This is a genomic window from Stenotrophomonas sp. YJH_SMC_110 (assembly GCF_059369255.1).
Genome location: NZ_JCAFSM010000012.1, coordinates 77,039 through 93,496, shown reverse-complemented (window position 1 = coordinate 93,496; position 16,458 = coordinate 77,039). Strand labels below are relative to the sequence as shown.

Below are 16,458 nucleotides of genomic sequence, written 5' to 3'. Positions count from 1 at the left end.
GTGATGCATCTGGAGGACCAAGCCCCTCTGTTGAGGGGCTGCCCCGACAGGGGCGGGGAGAGGCCGGCAAAGGGAGGGGCCCACGCGTTGCGCAGCAACGTGTGGGGCGACGCGCAGAGCGCGTCGCGTCCCGCGCCAGATAAAGAAAAAGGGCTGCCTTTCGGCAGCCCTTTTTCTTTATCTGGCGGAGAGGGGGGGATTCGAACCCCCGAGGCGCTATAAACGCCTGCCTGATTTCGAGTCAGGTACATTCAACCACTCTGCCACCTCTCCGGGTGGTCCCCGGCGGACCGGGGACGCGCATCATACGAGGAAGTCAGGCCGACGACAAGTCATTCCGGTCAATGAAGTGAAAATTTCCTGGATGCATGCCTTGCCGGATGCCCGCAGCCCCCCGATGATGCCTGTCTCCCCAGCAATACCCCGCCCCTGCACACCATGATCGAATTCGGACACCTCACCCACCCCGGCCTGCGCCGCGAGCTCAACGAAGACACCTACTACGGTGACAGCGAGCTGGCCCTGTGGCTGGTGGCCGATGGCATGGGCGGCCACGCCTGCGGCGAGGTGGCCAGCGCGCTGGCGCGCGAAACCATCGTGCGCGAGATCCGCCGTGGCGCGCCGCTGGCCCAGGCCATCCGCACCGCCGACGAAGAGATCATCCGCGCCTCGCGGCGGCGCAACGACACCCTGCCGATGGGTACCACCGTGGTCGCCGCACGCGTGCAGGGCAATCGCTATGAAGTGGCATGGGTCGGCGACAGCCGTGCCTACCTCTGGCGTGACGGCCAGCTGGCACAGCTCAGCCAGGATCACAGCGTGGTGCAGGAACTGGTCGCGCAGGGCAACCTGACGGCCGAACAGGCACGCGCGCATCCACATCGCAACGTGGTCACCCAGGCGCTGGGCGTCACCGATCCGGCACATCTGAACGTGGCCACCACCAGCGGCGAGCTGCGCCCCGGCATGCAGCTGCTGCTGTGCAGTGACGGCCTGACCGAGGAAGTGGACGACCGCGGCATCGCCCGCACCCTCGCCTTCGAGGATGCAAGCGCACAGGAATGCGTGGACACGCTGGTCGCCGCCGCGCTCGACGGCGGTGGCCGCGACAACATCAGCGTGATCCTGGTGCGCTGCCATTAACCCGTAGATCCACGCCATGCGTGGAGGCGGTAGTGCCGGCCGCTGGCCGGCTCACCGGGAAACGTGTTCACGCAGATGCCGGCCAGCGGCCGGCACTACCTCTTCCAGGCATTACGCGCTGGCGGGCTCTTCCACCTTCGGCCCATCCCACAGTGCGTGGCCGGCCTTCTTGCGCAGCCGCTCCAGCCGCGCGGCATGCGCTTCCAGCTCCGACGGCGTGGCCACTACGCGCGGGCGCGGCAGCAGCTTGCTGGTATCGAAGGCCTGCAGCGCCGCACCGGCGCCACCGCCATCGTCATCCCCCAGGCCGAATCCGATCTCTTCCTGCCCCGAGGTCAGCGCGATGTACACGTCACCCAGGATCTGCGCATCGAGCAGGCCGCCGTGCAGCGCACGGTGCGAGTTGTCAACGCCCAGTCGCTTGCACAGCGCATCCAGCGAATTGCGCTGGCCCGGGAAGCGCTCGCGCGCCATCACCAGGGTATCGATCACTGTGCATCGATCGGTGATCTTCCCGTACTGCGGGCCCAGCAGCGACAGCTCGTTGTCGAGGAAGCCCAGGTCGAACGCCGCGTTGTGGATGATCAGCTCGGCGCCATCGATGAAGGCCAGGAACTCATCGGCGATCTGCGCGAAGTCCGGCTTGTCAGCCAGGAACTCCAGGGTCAGGCCGGTGACTTCCTGCGCGCCCTGTTCGAACTCGCAGTCCGGCTTGATGTACTGGTGGTAGTTGTTGCCGGTCGGGCGGCGCTTGAACAGCTCCACGCAGCCGATTTCGACGATGCGGTTGCCCTTCTTCCATTCCAGGCCGGTGGTTTCGGTATCGAGGATGATCTGACGCATGGGCTCAGTTTACCGGGCTGGCGTCGCGGATCTGGATGGCCGCGTTGCGCGCCAGCGTATCCACCCGCTCGTTGTCCGGGTCACCGGAGTGGCCCTTTACCCAGCGCCAGTCGATCTGATGCCGCAGCGTCGCGGCATGCAGGCGCTCCCACAGCTCGCGGTTCTTCACCGGGTCGCCGCCGGCGGTCTTCCAGTTCTTGCGGATCCAGCCGGGCAGCCACTGCGTCAGGCCCTGCCGCACGTACTGCGAATCGGTATAGAGCACGATGTTGCAGGGCTCGGTGAGCGTCTCCAACCCGGAAATAGCCGCCATCAGCTCCATCCGGTTGTTGGTGGTGTGCGCTTCGCCGCCGCTCAGTTCACGCTCGTGGCCCTTGTAGCGCAGCAGCGCAGCCCAGCCGCCGGGGCCGGGATTGCCAAGGCAGGAACCGTCGGTGTGGATTTCGATGGTTTTCAATACAACTCCAGATCAGGTGGCAACGGTGCCGAGCCAACGCACCGGCAACGGTTTCGGCCCGGGCAGGGCCAGCGTGCGCTTTTCAGCATGGAACAGGCAGGCCGCGCGCAGCGGCGCCCAACCGCCCGTGCGGCGACTGCCTGCACCGCGCCAGAGCGGGCCGAGGTAACGCATATCGTCGCACTCCAGCCCGTGGCGGCCGAGCAGCAGGCGGATCCGCTGTGGCGTGCGCACCACCAGTCCGTGCTGGCGCCAATGCGTGCGGTAAGGGCTGAACGGGTTGAGGCTGCTCAGCCACAGGTGGCCGCCCGGCATCAGCACGCGCTCGCACTCGTCCAGCAGTCGCTCCGCATCGCCCGCGGTCACATGCTGCAGCACGACCGCGTTGACGCTCTCGCTGGCCAGCGGCAGCGGCAGCGCACAGCGGGTGTCGCCGGCATAGCCCTGGCCCTGCCGGAACAGCCGCAGCCCGCGCCCGCCCAGCTGCGCATCCTCCAGCCAGGCCGCACTCGGTGCGATCCACAGCCAGGGCTGCGTCGGCAGGACAGACAGCTGCGGCAGCAGCAACTGCCGCTCCAGCACGCGCAAGGAGCCCGCCGGTTCAGTGTCGAACCACGGGGCCTGGCTCGCTTGACGGGTGCTCTGCAGCGCGGGCATGGTCCAATTCTATGCGACTGACTGCCCTGCCCGCATTTGCGGACAACTACATCTGGACGTTGATCGACGACGCTGGCGCCGCCGTGGTCGTCGATCCCGGCGATGCCGCGCCGGTGCTTGCGCTGGCCGATCAGGGCCTGCGCGTGGACACGATCCTGCTCACCCATCATCACGATGACCACATCGGTGGCGTGCCCGCGTTGCGGGCACGTTTTCCCGGTGTACGGGTCATCGCGCCCGTCGAGGAGCGCATCCCTGCAGCGACCGAGCGGGTCGGCGAAGGTGAACGCGTTCAGGCACTGGGCCGGACGTTCCACGTACTATCCGTGCCCGGGCATACCCGCAGCCACATCGCGTTTCACACTGCTGAACATCTTTTCAGCGGAGATTCGTTGTTCAGCCTGGGCTGTGGACGCCTGTTCGAAGGTACGCCGTCCCAGCTGCTGGCATCGATGCGCAGGCTGGGTACCTTGCCCGCGCAACTGCTGCTTTGTTGCGCCCACGAGTACACCGTGTCAAATGCCGTCTTCGCGCGGCATGTCGACCCCGCCAACGCTGCCCTGTGGCAGCGCCAAAAGGAGGCTTTGGCCATGCGCCGCGATGACCGTTCCACCCTGCCGGTAACCCTGGCCAACGAATTCGACTGCAATCCGTTCCTGCGTGTGCACACGGCGCCGATCCGCGCGGCAGTGTCGGCGCACCTGGGCCGCGACGTCGTTGACGACGTCGACGTCATGGCCGGTCTCCGGCACTGGAAAGACGGCTTCCGCGCATGATGCGCCGAAGTCTGCCGCTGGCCCTGGGCCTGGTCCTGGGGCTGGCCGGAACCGCCGGTGCCCAGTCGCTGGGCGCGGGCATCGGCCAGAACCTGGCCGCCGCGGCGGCCCTGCCGCTGGATCCGGCCGCGTTGCCGGCCGCGTCGGTCCGCAATGGCCAGGAGATCTTCTCCAGCTTCCGCGACGGCCTGGCCGAGCCCACCTGCAATGCCGAGGCCACCAGCCCGCGCTGGCAGAAGCAGTTCGCCCACGCCCCGTCGCGCCTGGCCAACCAGGATGACGATGCGCTGGTGCTGTTCGGCTACGTGGTTGAAGAGCTGCGCAAGGCCAACCTGCCTACCGAATTCGCACTGATCCCGTTCGTGGAAAGCGGCTACCGGCCCAATGCCCGCAATGGCAGCGGCCCGACCGGCCTGTGGCAGTTCATCGCCACCACCGCGCGCAACCACCGCGTGCCCATGGCCAACGGCTACGATGGCCGCCTGTCGGCGGTCGATTCCACCCAGGCCGCAGTGCGCTACCTGAAGACCCTGCACGGCATGTTCGGCGGCGACTGGCGCCTGGCCACCATGGCCTACAACGCCGGTGAGTACCGCGTGTTGCAGTCCATGCGCAAGGCCGGCATGAACGCGCAGAACGCCAAGCCGTCGGCGCTGCCCGGCCTGTCGCCGGTCACCCATGCCTACGTCGAGAAGCTGCATGCCCTGGCCTGCGTGCTGGAAGACGTGGAAGACCAGCCGGGCGTGATGGCCTCGCTGGACCGCACCGTGCCGGTGCTGAAGGACCACACCCTGCCCGCCGGCACCAGCGTCCAGCAGTGGGCCGCACAGCGCGCCCTGGACCCGGCCAGGATCGCCCGCCTCAACCCCGCCCTGGCGGGCGGTGGCCGCGCCTCGTCGGGTACCACCCGCGTGCTGGCCCCTGTCTCGGCTGCCAATGCGACGGTGGCGGACACCGCATCCGTCTTGGTCGCCAGCGCTGCGCCGGTCGCCACCGCAGCACCGACGCCGCAGGTGGCCAAGACCGTCGCCGCGATCGCTGATCGTCCGCGCAGCCGCCGCCACACCGTGCGTGATGGCGAGTCGGCCTGGACCATCGCCCGCCGCTACGGCATGCCGGTCAAGGCCCTGTTGTCGCTGAACGGCCTGAGCGGCAGCAGCGTGCTGAAGCCGGGCGCCGTGCTGCGCGTGGAAGACTGAGTCCGGCGCGGCACCGCCGCGCCCTGCCCTGTTTCCTGCAGAGCCGAGCCCTTGCTCGGCCTTTTCATGCCTGCGCCCGGCAGACGCAGTCGAGCATGGCTCGACGCTACACATCGGCAGGCACAAAAAAAGGCCCGGCAGTGCCGGGCCTTTCTCATGGATGCAGCCGCAAGGCTTACAGGTTCGCCTCGGTGGTCTGAATCACGAACTTCTTGCGCATCGCCTCGATGTAGGCCTTGGCCGCGGCCATGCCATCGATCTGGCTCAGCTGTTCCTTCAGCTGCTTCTGCTGCTCTGCAGTCACTTCCTTGATGTCGCCCGGATTGACCTTGTTCACCGCGAACAGCAGCGCGTGGCCATTGACGTCGACCTTGCCATAGCTCGGCTTGCCTTCGGCCGGCACCGGCGCACTGAAGATCGCGCGGTTGATTTCCGGGGTCGGCACCGGCTGGCTGCGCGGCAGGCCCGGCATCGGGCTCAGCTGCAGCTTCTCGCTGGCGGCCAGCGACTGCAGGGTGGCACCCGCCTTCAGCTTGGCCAGGATCGCATCGGCCGCCTTGTCGCTGGCCTGGCGCTGGCGGTCAGCGTGGATCGCGGCGATCACCTGGTCACGAGCCTTGTCCAGCGGCAGGGCCTGTTCCGGGGTGTGCGCAGCCACGCGGATGACCACGCTGTGGTTGGTCGCGCCCCCCAGGGCGATCGGGTCACTGGCGGTGCCGTCCTGCACCAGCACGTCGGAGAACGCCGCACGCAGCACGGCCGGGTCAGCGGCAATGCCACTGGCGGTCGCGCGGGTGATCGGGCCCAGCGTCTGCAGCGGCAGGTTCACTTCCTTGGCCGCAGCGGCCAGGTCGCTCGGGCTCTTGTTGATGGCATCGACCAGGCGACCGGCCAGCTCGTTGAAGCCACGCTCACCGTCGGCCTTAAGCTGTTCGGCGCCCAGCGTGTCACGCACTTCCTCGAACGACTTGCCCTGGCCACCGCGCACAGCGGCCACCTTGATGATGTGGTAACCGAACTCGGTCTTCACCGGGCCGATCACATCACCGGCCTTGGCCGCAAACAGCGCGTCCTCGAACGGCTTCACCATCGCACCGCGCTCGACCCAACCCAGGTCCCCGCCCTGGTCCTTGGAGCCCGGATCTTCCGAATTGGCCTTGGCCAGCGCGCCGAAATCGGCACCAGCGGCCTTGGCTTCGGCAGCGATCTTGCTCGCCTTGGCTTCTGCACCGTCACCGGTGATCAGGATGTGCGAGGCCTGGCGCTGCTCCGGCGAGGTGAACTTCGCCTTCTCGTCTTCATAGCGCTTGCGCAGGGTGGCTTCATCGGCCGCCGCCGGTGCCGGAAGGTTCGCGCCGTTGATCTCGACGTATTCCAGCGACACGCTCTCGGCCTGGCGGAAATCCTTGCCGTGGCTGTCGTACCACTGCTTGATCTGCTCATCGGTCACCGGCGCGGTATCGGCCGGTACGGGCGGCAACGCGGCCAGCTCGACGTCGCGGGTTTCGCCCAGCAGCTTCAACAGGCGCTCGGTCTCGGCCTGGGTGACGAAGCCGGAGCTCTGCAGGCCCGACGGAATCACCGACTGCTGCAGGCTCTCGCGCACCAGCTCCTGGAACTGGGTCGGCGTACGCGGCGGGTTGCCGCCGGCCAGGGCCAGGCGATAGTTGTTCTCGTTGAACTTGCCGTTCGAATCGAGGAATGCGGGCATGGTAGCGATGTACTCGCGCACCGCGCCGTCGCCGATCACCACGCCTGCCTGCTCACCGACCAGGCGCACGACCTGCTCGTCGATCAGCTGATCGAGCACGGCCATCTTGTTCTCGGTGCTCTCGAACGCGCGCGGGTCGAAGTTGTCGCCCTGCTGCTGGCGCTCACGCATGCGCTCCTGCTCGAAACGCGTGCGGAAATCCTGCGAGCTGATCTCGTGGTGCTGCCACAGCATGCGCACCGGCCACCACGACGGCGCCGAACGCCACCAGGTCGGCGGCGCGGAAACCTTGGCCACGTTCTGTGCGCCAACGCCACCGAGGTAGCTGTTGTCGATCACGAACAGGAACGGAATCATCAGCAGCCCCAGGATCACAGTGACGATCCAGCCTGAGGTCTTGTCGCGGAGTTTCTGCAGCATGGTGAGGAATCACAAGGCCTTATTGGCGAGCCCGGCAGTGTAACCCGCTTCGCCGCAGGGACCAAAAGCAGCGCCAGCGCGGCCTGCGCCCACATCGGCAGGCATGCGCCATCCGCGTGTCGGCCATTTCCACCATGGCGCAAAGAAAAAGCCCCCGGCTTGCGCCGAGGGCTTTTGAAGTTGGCGGAGCGGACGGGACTCGAACCCGCGACCTCCGGCGTGACAGGCCAGCATTCTAACCAGCTGAACTACCGCTCCGCGCTTGAACTTTGCAGGCGCCCAGTATATCCGAAGACTGTCTGGAAACCCAGCCCGATGAACACTTTTTTCAAAGTTTTTTCACAGGGACTTAAGAATTCTGCAATGGCGGAGCGGACGGGACTCGAACCCGCGACCTCCGGCGTGACAGGCCAGCATTCTAACCAGCTGAACTACCGCTCCGTTCTTGCAAAAACCTTTTCGCCTTCCTTCCGAACCTGTCGGTGAGAAGACAAGGCCCCCAGCTTCAGGCCGGGGGCCTCGATGTAATGGCGGAGCGGACGGGACTCGAACCCGCGACCTCCGGCGTGACAGGCCAGCATTCTAACCAGCTGAACTACCGCTCCGCGTTGTTACCTTTTTTGCTTTCAGCCGGCCTGGACCGGGAGAAAACAAAGCCTCCAGCTTTTGGCCGGAGGCCTCGTTGAATGGCGGAGCGGACGGGACTCGAACCCGCGACCTCCGGCGTGACAGGCCAGCATTCTAACCAGCTGAACTACCGCTCCACACTCAAACTTTTACCGCGGTGCTGTGGTGGGTGCTGAGGGTTTCGAACCCCCGACCCTCTCCGTGTAAAGGAGACGCTCTACCGCTGAGCTAAGCACCCCAGCGAGCCGCTTAGTTTACAGCATCCTTCAGGGCCTTACCAGCCTTGAACGACGGATTCTTCGAAGCAGCGATCTTGATGGTGTCGCCGGTCTTCGGGTTGCGGCCGGTGCGGGCAGCACGGTCGCGGACCTGGAAGGTACCGAAGCCAACCAGGGTGACCGCATCGCCGTCCTTCAGCGCCTTGGTGACGGCAGCAACGACGGCATCGACAGCGCGGCTGGACTCGGCCTTGGTCAGGTCTGCAGCTTCAGCAACGGCATCGATCAATTCGGTCTTGTTCATTCTCTACAACTCCTTTGGCGGTGGGTTCCGCTTATTCGACAGGGAAGCAACCGCACGCGCTCTGCATGCGGCCGCCATGTGGAAACGGTTCGCCGAATTCAGCGATCGCCAGACTGCGATCACTCATTCGCGAGTGCTGCTTTTATACCAGTGGCCCTACCCCCACGCAAGCTGGAAAGCCAGCAACGACGCGGGTTTCGGGCCATTGGACAGCGCGCGTCAATGCTTGACGCGCGCGTTTCCACTCGGTTTGGCCTTGCTGCGCACCGTGACACGTTGCGCACTCTTGCGCGCCTTCTTCGGTGCCAACGGACGCTCCAGCGCCAGGTCCAGGACTTCTTCGATGTACTTCACCGGCACGATCTCCAGATCGCGGGTGACGTTGGCCGGGATGTCGGCCAGGTCCTTGCGGTTCTCCTCGGGAATGATGACCGTGCGGATTCCGCCACGCAGTGCGGCCAGCAGCTTCTCCTTCAGTCCACCGATGGCCGTGACGCGACCACGCAGGGTGATCTCGCCGGTCATCGCCACGTCGGCACGCACCGGCACCTTGGTCAGCATCGATACCAGCGAGGTGACCATCGCCGCGCCGGCACTCGGGCCGTCCTTCGGCGTAGCGCCATCGGGCACATGCAGGTGCACGTCGTGCTTCTGCAGGAAGTCGCTGTCGATGCCGAAGCCGACGGCGCGCGAACGCACCACCGACAGCGCCGCTGAAGCCGATTCCTTCATCACGTTGCCGAGCTGGCCGGTCAGGATCAGCTGGCCCTTGCCCGGCACCAGCGTCGATTCGATCTGCAGCAGATCGCCACCCACCTCGGTCCAGGCCAGGCCGGTGACCAGGCCGATCTCGTTCTCTTCCTCGGCACGGCCGAAGTCGAAGCGACGCACGCCCAGGTACTTGTCCAGGTTCTTGCTGGACACGCTCACCAGCGCCTTCTTCTTCGCGCCCTTCTTCACCTTCACCGGCTGCGGGCCGGCCAGCGCGATCTCCTTCACCACCTTGCGGCAGATCTTGGCGATCTCGCGTTCCAGGTTGCGCACGCCCGACTCGCGCGTGTAGTAGCGCACGATGTCCTGGATGGCGTCACTGCCGATCTCCAGCTCTTCCGGCTGCAGGCCGTTGGCCTTGACCTGCTTGGGCACCAGGTAACGGGTGGCGATGTTGAGCTTCTCATCCTCGGTGTAGCCGGGGATGCGGATCACTTCCATGCGGTCCAGCAGCGGGCCGGGAATGTTGAGCGAGTTCGAGGTGGCCACGAACATCACTTCAGACAGGTCCAGGTCCACTTCCAGATAGTGGTCGTTGAACGCGTTGTTCTGCTCAGGGTCGAGCACTTCCAGCAACGCCGAGGACGGATCGCCGCGGAAGTCCATCGACATCTTGTCGATCTCGTCGAGCACGAACAGCGGGTTCTTGCTGCCGACCTTGTTGAGGTTCTGCACGATGCGGCCCGGCATCGAACCGACGTAAGTGCGACGGTGGCCACGGATCTCGGCCTCGTCACGCACGCCGCCCAGCGACATGCGCACGAACTTGCGGTTGGTGGCCTTGGCGATGGACTGTCCCAGCGAGGTCTTGCCCACGCCCGGCGGCCCGACCAGGCACAGGATCGGGCCCTTCATCTGCTTCACGCGCGACTGCACCGCCAGGTATTCAAGGATGCGTTCCTTGACCTTCTCCAGCCCGTAGTGATCGGCATCGAGGGTGTCCTGCGCCACCTTCAGGTCCTTGCGAACCTTGCTGCGCTTCTTCCACGGCACGCCCAGCAACCACTCCAGGTAGTTGCGCACGACCGCCGCTTCGGCCGACATCGGCGACATCTGCTTGAGCTTGTTCAGCTCGTTGCGCGCCTTGGCCTCAACGGCCTTCGGCATGCCGGCCTCGGCGATCTTGCGCGCCAGCTCTTCCAGCTCGCCAGGCGCATCGTCCAGGTCACCCAGTTCCTTCTGGATGGCCTTCATCTGTTCGTTGAGGTAGTACTCGCGCTGGCTCTTCTCCATCTGCGACTTCACGCGGCCGCGGATGCGCTTCTCCATCTGCTGCACGTCGATCTCGCCGTCGACCAGGCCGACCAGCATCTCCAGGCGGTCACCGACGGCCAGCGTTTCCAGCAGGCGCTGCTTGTCGGCCAGGCGCACGCTGATGTGCGCGGCGATGGTGTCGGCCAGGCGCGCCGGCTCATCGATGCCCGACAGCGTCTGCAGCAGTTCCGGCGGCAGCTTGCGGTTGGTCTTCACGTACTGCTCGAACAGCGACATCAGCGAGCGGGCGATCGCCTCGACCTCGCGCGCTTCGCGCTCGTCGCTGGCGTCGATCTCCACGGCCTGGCCGTGCAGCGAGCCGTTGCGCTCGTCAACGTGGGTGACCTGCACGCGCGACAGGCCTTCGACCAGCACCTTGATGGTGCCGTCGGGCAGCTTCAGCAGCTGCAGCACCTGCGCCAGCGTACCGACCTGGTAGAGGTCGGCCGCATGCGGGTCGTCGGTTTCGGCCGACTTCTGCGCCAGCAGCAGGATGCGCTTGTCCGCCTCCATTGCCTGTTCGAGCGCGTGCATGGACTTGTCACGGCCGACGAACAGCGGAATGACCATGTGCGGGAACACCACTACGTCGCGCAGCGGCAGGACCGGCAGGTCGAGGGTTTCACTTGGGGAACGGGCCATGGGGGCTCCAGGGAAGGGGGAAAACCGCCTCCGGGAGGGCATCTTCCGGAGACAAAAAAAGCCGATGGCCCCGTTATGGGGCCATCGGCTTTCAGATGCAAGGCATTCCTTGAAAATCCTTTCCAATCAACAACCTGGAAGGATCACTCGGCGCCTGCGGCCTTCTGTTCAGGGACCGCCGGGGTCTGGTAGATCAGGTACGGCTCGGACTTGTGCTCGATCACCGATTCGTCCACCACCACCTTGCTGACGTTTTCCTGCGACGGCAGGTCGTACATGGTGTCCAGCAGGACCGATTCGACGATGGTGCGCAGGCCACGGGCACCGGTCTTGCGCTTGAGCGCCTTCCTGGCGATGGCCGACAACGCGTCCGGACGGAACTCCAGCTCGACGTTCTCCATCTCGAATAGCTTCTTGAACTGCTTGGTGATGGCGTTCTTCGGCTCGGTCAGGATCTTGATCAGGGCCGGCTCGTCCAGCTCCTCCAGGGTCGCCACCACCGGCAGGCGGCCAACGAACTCCGGAATCAGGCCGAACTTGATCAGGTCTTCCGGCTCGACTTCGGCCAGCACCTTGCCCACTTCCTGCTTGCGCTCGCTGCTCTTCACCTTGGCGCCGAAGCCGATGCTGCCGACGTCGGTGGAACGGGCCTGGATCACCTTGTCCAGCCCGGCGAACGCGCCGCCGCAGATGAACAGGATGTTCTTGGTGTCCACCTGCAGGAATTCCTGCTGCGGATGCTTGCGCCCGCCCTGCGGCGGAACGCTGGCCACGGTGCCTTCGATCAGCTTCAGCAGGGCCTGCTGCACGCCTTCGCCGGACACATCGCGGGTGATCGACGGGTTCTCGCTCTTGCGCGAGATCTTGTCGATTTCATCGATGTAGACGATGCCCTGCTGTGCCTTCTCGACGTCGTAGTCGCACTTCTGCAGCAGCTTCTGGATGATGTTCTCCACGTCCTCGCCCACGTAACCGGCTTCGGTCAGCGTGGTGGCGTCGGCCATGGTGAACGGCACGTTGAGCAGGCGGGCCAGGGTTTCGGCCAGCAGCGTCTTGCCCGAACCGGTCGGGCCGACCAGCAGGATGTTCGACTTCGCCAGTTCGACGTCGTCGTTCTTCTGCCGGCTCTCGATGCGCTTGTAGTGGTTGTACACGGCCACGGCCAGGGTGCGCTTGGCGCGGTTCTGGCCGATCACGTACTGGTCGAGGACCTCGAGGATCTCGCGCGGCTTGGGCAGCGAACTGCGCGCCGACTGCGCCTTTTCCTCAAGTTCCTCACGGATGATGTCGTTGCACAGCTCCACGCACTCATCGCAGATGAATACGCTCGGACCCGCAATCAGCTTGCGCACTTCATGCTGGCTCTTGCCGCAGAAAGAGCAGTAGAGGATCTTGCCGGTGTCCGTGGAACGACCTTGGCGGTCTTCGCTCATGCTTCGCTTACCCAGTTACCCCACCCGCTGAACGGGGGTTCGATTCGAGAATAGCACAGGGCCGAGGGGACACCAGTCCCGCCCGACCCTGCAGGAACGGGGCCTCCCTGGCCCCGTGAAGGCCGGTCAACCGGCCTGGATCGACTCATCCGGACGACGCTCCAGGACCTGGTCGACCAGACCGTAGGCCTGCGCCTCGAAGGCGCTCTTGAAGTTGTCGCGCTCGGTGTCGCGGGCGATCGTCTCCAGCGACTGGCCGGTGTGCTTGGCCAGGATCTCGTTCAGGCGCGAACGCAGGGTCAGGATCTCACGCGCGTGGATGTCGATGTCGGTGGCCTGGCCCTGGTAGCCGCCCAGCGGCTGGTGGATCATCACGCGCGAGTTCGGCAGCGCATAGCGCTTGCCGGCTTCGCCCGCGGCCAGCAGCAGGGCGCCCATCGAGGCGGCCTGGCCGATGCAGGTGGTGCTCACATTCGGCTTGATGTACTGCATGGTGTCGTAGATCGCCATGCCGGCGGTGACCACGCCACCCGGCGAGTTGATGTAGATGTTGATGTCCTTTTCCGGGTTCTCCGATTCCAGGAACAGCAACTGCGCCACCACCACGTTGGCCATGTGATCGTCGATCGGGCCCACGAGGAAGATCAGGCGCTCCTTCAACAGGCGCGAATAGATGTCGTAGGCACGCTCGCCGCGGCTGGTCTGCTCGACCACCATCGGAACCAGGTTCAGGGCTTTGGTTCGGTTGTCCATTACGTGAGGTACCTATCTTGGGGGGCAACAACCCCGCGCCGGCAAAGGCGCGGGGCATCCGGTGATCCGCCGGCTTACTGGCGGATCGCGTCCTGGAACGACAGCTTCTCTTCGGTGTGCTGGGCACGCTCGGCGATCCAGTCGATCACCTGCTCTTCCATCACACGGTTCTGCAGGCCAGACATCAGCTGGGGGTCGTTGCGGTACATCTCAATGACCTGCTCCGGCTCTTCGTAGGTCGAGGCGATCAGACGCATCGTTTCGTTCAGGCGCTTGGCTTCCAGGCGCAGGTCGTTGACGCGGGCCACTTCACCGACCAGCAGGCCGACCAGCACGCGCTTGGCGGCGGCGTCCTTGAAGCCTTCGTGGGCATCGGCCGGGATCTCGCCGACGTTCTGGCCGTTGCGGCGCAGCTGCTCGACCTGCTGGGCCAGCATGGCGCGGGCTTCGTTCTCGACCAGGCGCGGCGGCATTTCCACCGACGAGTAGGCCGCGATCAGCTGCTCGCCCACTTCGCGGCGCAGGCGGTTCATCAGCGCGCCCTTCAGCTCACGCTCCAGATTGGCACGGATGTCGCTGCGGAACTGCTCGACGTCGCCCCCCTTCACGCCGAAGCTCTTGATGAAGGCTTCGTCGACCGCCGGCACGACCGGCTCGGACACTTCGGCAACCTTGACGGTGACCTGCACGGTCTTGCCGGCCAGCACCGGCACGCGCCAGTCAGCCGGGAACTCGACGTCCAGGGTCTTCTCTTCGCCCTTGGCCAGGCCGACCAGGCCCTTTTCGATGGTGTCGAACATCATGCCCTGGCCGAGCACGATCGAACCCTTCTCGGTGCCCTCGGCCGGCAGGCGCTCTTCGCCGGCCTGCGACCAGGTTTCCACCGCGACCAGGTCACCGTCCTGCGCGCCACGGCTGACCGGGGCCCAGGTACGACGCTGGTTCTGCAGGTTCTCGATCATCTGGTCGATGTCGGCGTCGGTGATCTCGGCGGTGTGGCGCACGACGGTCAGCTTGCTGACGTCGATGTCGCCGAAGTCCGGCACCACTTCCACGGTGGCCACGAAGGAGAACTCACCCTCGTCGCCCTTGTCGATGCGCGGGCTGCCGACGACGCGCAGGTCGTGCTCGCGCACGGCCGCGTCGAAGGTCTCGCGCAGCAGGCCGTCCAGCGCCTCGCCACGGACCTGCGCGCCGAAGCGCTGCTCGATCACCTTGGCCGGCACCTTGCCCGGACGGAACCCCTTGATGCGGGTGGTACGGGCGATTTCGCCCAGGCGGCCGGCGATGTGGCTCTGCAGACGCTCTTCCGGCAGCGAGAAGCTCAGGCGGCGTTCCAGGTTGCCGGTGGATTCGATCGAAGCTTGCATGTTGACTCCTGCCACCGGTGGCCCAGGCCCCCGGCTCGATGATTGGGATGAAACGGTTGTTAGGACACGACGTCTGGGACGCGCCTGCTTGCCGCAGCCCTTTAGTTTCGCCCAATTCGGCCTGCACTGCCAGCGCGTGCCGGTCAAGGGGGCGCCGATGGCCCGATCAGGGCGGGGACAGGCCGGCACTGGTGCGAAAGGGGGGACTCGAACCCCCACGCCTTGCGGCACTGGAACCTAAATCCAGGGCGTCTACCAATTCCGCCACTTTCGCGTGGCCGGCACAGGTGTTCATTGTCGCAGGCGGCGACTGGAATCGGAAGGCCTGCACAAAGCTGAATCCACTACGCTCCGCGCCATCGCTGCATCGCGGCCAGCCTGGCGGGTGCGCGACCCGCCGGGCTGGCCGCAGCCTACTGCTGCGGTACCGTGCGGGCCGGCGCCGCGCCTGAGCCCGGGTCGACGGCCGCATCCACCTTCCGGACCTCCACGCCCCCATCGTCGGTGCGACGCAGGGCCACCGACGCCGGCGCAGCCCTGCGCACATCCACCGAACCGTCCGCATTGCGCTGTACGTCCACCGCGCCGGGCAGGACCTCCCCCTCCGCGGGCCGGGCCGGCCGCAACTGCATGGCGTCGTCGATCTGGCGCGCCGGAATGCGCTCTGCGCCCGGATCACGCTCGACAGCCTGCGCGGGATCATTGCCCGGCGTGCAGGCCGCCAGTGCCATCAACGCGAAGGGAATCCACACCGTGCCGTGCAATCGAGTGATCTCAGCCATCAACATCTTCCTTCCTGCATGCGCCATCGGCGCGAAAGATCTATTGGGTGCGATGCAGGACGCCATGCGGTGAGAAGCAGTGCACAGCCTTGAAAACACTGATGACGCGTATGCCCCTGATTTCAGCACTGCTTCAGTAGATCCACGCCATGCGTGGATGAAGCGCAACCCGGCGTACGAACAAGAAAAAAGCCACCTGGATGACCAAGTGGCTTTCGTCTGGTGGGCTGTCAAGGATTCGAACCTTGGACCTATTGATTAAGAGTCAACTGCTCTACCAACTGAGCTAACAGCCCGAAATCGGGGCGCGAATTATGACCCGATCCGCTCGGTGGGTGCAAGCACTTTCTTCAACATCGTTGAAACCAGCACTGCGATCCCGATGCGCTGCAGATCCACGCCAGGCGGGGCCCTGCAACGTGTGGCCCATTGAAACGAAAGGGTCACACCTATAAGAAAAAAGCCACCTGGCGTACCAGGTGGCTTCCGTCTTGGTGGGCCGTCAAGGATTCGAACCTTGGACCTATTGATTAAGAGTCAACTGCTCTACCAACTGAGCTAACGGCCCGTGAAACTCAGACGCACATTGTAGCGTGCTTTCTGTTTATTGCAATACCGTTTCGGCTGCGCCGATGCGGTTGAATCAGTGGGGTGGCTGAGGGGATTCGAACCCCCGACCACCGGAATCACAATCCGGTACTCTAACCAACTGAGCTACAGCCACCACTGAAACTTTCGCTCCACCGCCGATACCGCCAGCACTGGAACCTTGAAACCTTGCCTGGAGACTGTCACCGAAGTTCCGGTCCGCCGAAGCGAGTCCGATATTCTGGTGGAGTCTTTACGCTTTTGCAAGCACTTCTTCACATCCGCCGATGCGATCCCGCTGTCCCGCCAATGGCGCGCCCGACAGGAATCGAACCTGTAACCGCCGGCTTAGAAGGCCGGTGCTCTATCCAGTTGAGCTACGGGCGCCCGAACCGGAACGGTGTCCAATCCGACGTGACGTGGGATTGGTCGGGGTAGAGGGATTCGAACCCCCGACATCCTGCTCCCAAAGCAGGCGCGCTACCAGACTGCGCTATACCCCGGTCTTGC

At 65.2% G+C, this 16,458-nt stretch carries 13 protein-coding genes and 12 tRNA genes; 3 read left to right on the top strand and 22 right to left on the bottom strand.

Annotated features, from left to right (window positions below; translation table 11 throughout):
• Positions 1 to 182: 182 nt before the first annotated feature.
• Positions 183 to 273: transfer RNA gene (locus AC5P6H_RS18525), tRNA-Ser, on the bottom strand.
• Between the two features lie 165 nt (positions 274 to 438).
• On the opposite strand from AC5P6H_RS18525, the gene AC5P6H_RS18520 reads away from it, so the two are divergent.
• On the top strand, positions 439 to 1,143 hold the full coding sequence (locus AC5P6H_RS18520) for a PP2C family protein-serine/threonine phosphatase (protein ID WP_014036153.1): 705 nt from the start codon (positions 439 to 441) through the stop codon (positions 1,141 to 1,143).
• Between the two features lie 111 nt (positions 1,144 to 1,254).
• Here the strand turns inward: AC5P6H_RS18520 and dnaQ are convergent, their stop codons facing one another.
• The 3 genes from dnaQ to AC5P6H_RS18505 are packed head-to-tail and all read right to left on the bottom strand — an operon-like array spanning position 1,255 to position 3,100.
• Complete coding sequence (gene dnaQ, locus AC5P6H_RS18515) at positions 1,255 to 1,986, bottom strand: DNA polymerase III subunit epsilon (RefSeq protein WP_014036152.1); 732 nt, start codon at positions 1,984 to 1,986, stop codon at positions 1,255 to 1,257.
• Between the two features lie 4 nt (positions 1,987 to 1,990).
• On the bottom strand, positions 1,991 to 2,443 hold the full coding sequence (gene rnhA / locus AC5P6H_RS18510; protein WP_014646157.1) for a ribonuclease HI: 453 nt from the start codon (positions 2,441 to 2,443) through the stop codon (positions 1,991 to 1,993).
• Positions 2,444 to 2,455: 12 nt separating this feature from the next.
• Positions 2,456 to 3,100 (bottom strand): methyltransferase domain-containing protein, encoded by a 645-nt coding sequence (locus AC5P6H_RS18505; protein ID WP_041863105.1) that lies wholly within the window; start codon positions 3,098 to 3,100, stop codon positions 2,456 to 2,458.
• 11 nt (positions 3,101 to 3,111) lie between these two features.
• On the opposite strand from AC5P6H_RS18505, the gene gloB reads away from it, so the two are divergent.
• The gene (gloB, locus tag AC5P6H_RS18500; RefSeq protein WP_495202949.1) at positions 3,112 to 3,876 is read left to right on the top strand and encodes a hydroxyacylglutathione hydrolase; all 765 of its coding nucleotides are present in this window, start codon (positions 3,112 to 3,114) and stop codon (positions 3,874 to 3,876) included.
• A complete protein-coding gene (locus AC5P6H_RS18495; RefSeq protein ID WP_478409452.1) occupies positions 3,873 to 5,075 on the top strand; it encodes a lytic transglycosylase domain-containing protein in 1,203 nt (400 codons plus the stop codon). Before gloB ends, AC5P6H_RS18495 begins: the two co-directional genes overlap by 4 nt.
• Positions 5,076 to 5,250: 175 nt before the next feature.
• Here the strand turns inward: AC5P6H_RS18495 and AC5P6H_RS18490 are convergent, their stop codons facing one another.
• The 18 genes from AC5P6H_RS18490 to AC5P6H_RS18405 form a co-directional block, all read right to left on the bottom strand.
• The gene (locus AC5P6H_RS18490) at positions 5,251 to 7,206 is read right to left on the bottom strand and encodes a peptidyl-prolyl cis-trans isomerase (RefSeq protein WP_495202948.1); all 1,956 of its coding nucleotides are present in this window, start codon (positions 7,204 to 7,206) and stop codon (positions 5,251 to 5,253) included.
• 181 nt (positions 7,207 to 7,387) lie between these two features.
• Positions 7,388 to 7,464 (bottom strand) — tRNA-Asp (locus tag AC5P6H_RS18485).
• Between the two features lie 106 nt (positions 7,465 to 7,570).
• Positions 7,571 to 7,647: transfer RNA gene (locus AC5P6H_RS18480), tRNA-Asp, on the bottom strand.
• An 87-nt stretch (positions 7,648 to 7,734) separates the two neighbouring features.
• Positions 7,735 to 7,811: transfer RNA gene (locus AC5P6H_RS18475), tRNA-Asp, on the bottom strand.
• Between the two features lie 82 nt (positions 7,812 to 7,893).
• A tRNA-Asp gene (locus tag AC5P6H_RS18470) sits at positions 7,894 to 7,970 on the bottom strand.
• 26 nt (positions 7,971 to 7,996) lie between these two features.
• A tRNA-Val gene (locus AC5P6H_RS18465) sits at positions 7,997 to 8,071 on the bottom strand.
• 11 nt (positions 8,072 to 8,082) lie between these two features.
• Positions 8,083 to 8,355: an HU family DNA-binding protein gene (locus AC5P6H_RS18460; protein WP_004146343.1), complete on the bottom strand. Its 273-nt coding sequence runs from the start codon at positions 8,353 to 8,355 to the stop codon at positions 8,083 to 8,085.
• 219 nt (positions 8,356 to 8,574) lie between these two features.
• Positions 8,575 to 11,022 (bottom strand): endopeptidase La, encoded by a 2,448-nt coding sequence (gene lon, locus AC5P6H_RS18455; RefSeq protein WP_495202947.1) that lies wholly within the window; start codon positions 11,020 to 11,022, stop codon positions 8,575 to 8,577.
• 143 nt (positions 11,023 to 11,165) lie between these two features.
• Positions 11,166 to 12,455: an ATP-dependent Clp protease ATP-binding subunit ClpX gene (gene clpX / locus AC5P6H_RS18450; protein ID WP_014646099.1), complete on the bottom strand. Its 1,290-nt coding sequence runs from the start codon at positions 12,453 to 12,455 to the stop codon at positions 11,166 to 11,168.
• A gap of 126 nt (positions 12,456 to 12,581) precedes the next feature.
• Complete coding sequence (gene clpP / locus AC5P6H_RS18445) at positions 12,582 to 13,208, bottom strand: ATP-dependent Clp endopeptidase proteolytic subunit ClpP (protein WP_019659528.1); 627 nt, start codon at positions 13,206 to 13,208, stop codon at positions 12,582 to 12,584.
• Positions 13,209 to 13,282: 74 nt separating this feature from the next.
• Entirely contained in the window at positions 13,283 to 14,578 is a 1,296-nt protein-coding gene (gene tig / locus AC5P6H_RS18440; RefSeq protein ID WP_495202946.1) for a trigger factor, read from the bottom strand.
• A 189-nt stretch (positions 14,579 to 14,767) separates the two neighbouring features.
• Positions 14,768 to 14,852 (bottom strand) — tRNA-Leu (locus AC5P6H_RS18435).
• Between the two features lie 139 nt (positions 14,853 to 14,991).
• Positions 14,992 to 15,360 (bottom strand): hypothetical protein, encoded by a 369-nt coding sequence (locus AC5P6H_RS18430; protein WP_111205354.1) that lies wholly within the window; start codon positions 15,358 to 15,360, stop codon positions 14,992 to 14,994.
• A 220-nt stretch (positions 15,361 to 15,580) separates the two neighbouring features.
• Positions 15,581 to 15,656, bottom strand: a tRNA-Lys gene (locus AC5P6H_RS18425).
• A gap of 196 nt (positions 15,657 to 15,852) precedes the next feature.
• Positions 15,853 to 15,928 (bottom strand) — tRNA-Lys (locus AC5P6H_RS18420).
• Positions 15,929 to 16,007: 79 nt separating this feature from the next.
• Positions 16,008 to 16,084, bottom strand: a tRNA-His gene (locus tag AC5P6H_RS18415).
• A 174-nt stretch (positions 16,085 to 16,258) separates the two neighbouring features.
• A tRNA-Arg gene (locus tag AC5P6H_RS18410) sits at positions 16,259 to 16,335 on the bottom strand.
• 39 nt (positions 16,336 to 16,374) lie between these two features.
• A tRNA-Pro gene (locus AC5P6H_RS18405) sits at positions 16,375 to 16,451 on the bottom strand.
• Positions 16,452 to 16,458: the final 7 nt, after the last annotated feature.

Excerpts from the sequence above, each read along its gene's own strand:
- AC5P6H_RS18520 (WP_014036153.1), top strand. The coding sequence starts at position 439 with ATGATCGAATTCGGACACCTCACCCACCCCGGCCTGCGCCGCGAGCTC.
- dnaQ (WP_014036152.1), bottom strand. The coding sequence starts at position 1,986 with ATGCGTCAGATCATCCTCGATACCGAAACCACCGGCCTGGAATGGAAG.
- AC5P6H_RS18505 (WP_041863105.1), bottom strand. The coding sequence starts at position 3,100 with ATGCCCGCGCTGCAGAGCACCCGTCAAGCGAGCCAGGCCCCGTGGTTC.
- gloB (WP_495202949.1), top strand. The coding sequence starts at position 3,112 with ATGCGACTGACTGCCCTGCCCGCATTTGCGGACAACTACATCTGGACG.
- AC5P6H_RS18495 (WP_478409452.1), top strand. The coding sequence starts at position 3,873 with ATGATGCGCCGAAGTCTGCCGCTGGCCCTGGGCCTGGTCCTGGGGCTG.
- AC5P6H_RS18490 (WP_495202948.1), bottom strand. The coding sequence starts at position 7,206 with ATGCTGCAGAAACTCCGCGACAAGACCTCAGGCTGGATCGTCACTGTG.
- AC5P6H_RS18460 (WP_004146343.1), bottom strand. The coding sequence starts at position 8,355 with ATGAACAAGACCGAATTGATCGATGCCGTTGCTGAAGCTGCAGACCTG.
- lon (WP_495202947.1), bottom strand. The coding sequence starts at position 11,022 with ATGGCCCGTTCCCCAAGTGAAACCCTCGACCTGCCGGTCCTGCCGCTG.
- clpX (WP_014646099.1), bottom strand. The coding sequence starts at position 12,455 with ATGAGCGAAGACCGCCAAGGTCGTTCCACGGACACCGGCAAGATCCTC.
- clpP (WP_019659528.1), bottom strand. The coding sequence starts at position 13,208 with ATGGACAACCGAACCAAAGCCCTGAACCTGGTTCCGATGGTGGTCGAG.
- tig (WP_495202946.1), bottom strand. The coding sequence starts at position 14,578 with ATGCAAGCTTCGATCGAATCCACCGGCAACCTGGAACGCCGCCTGAGC.
- AC5P6H_RS18430 (WP_111205354.1), bottom strand. The coding sequence starts at position 15,360 with ATGGCTGAGATCACTCGATTGCACGGCACGGTGTGGATTCCCTTCGCG.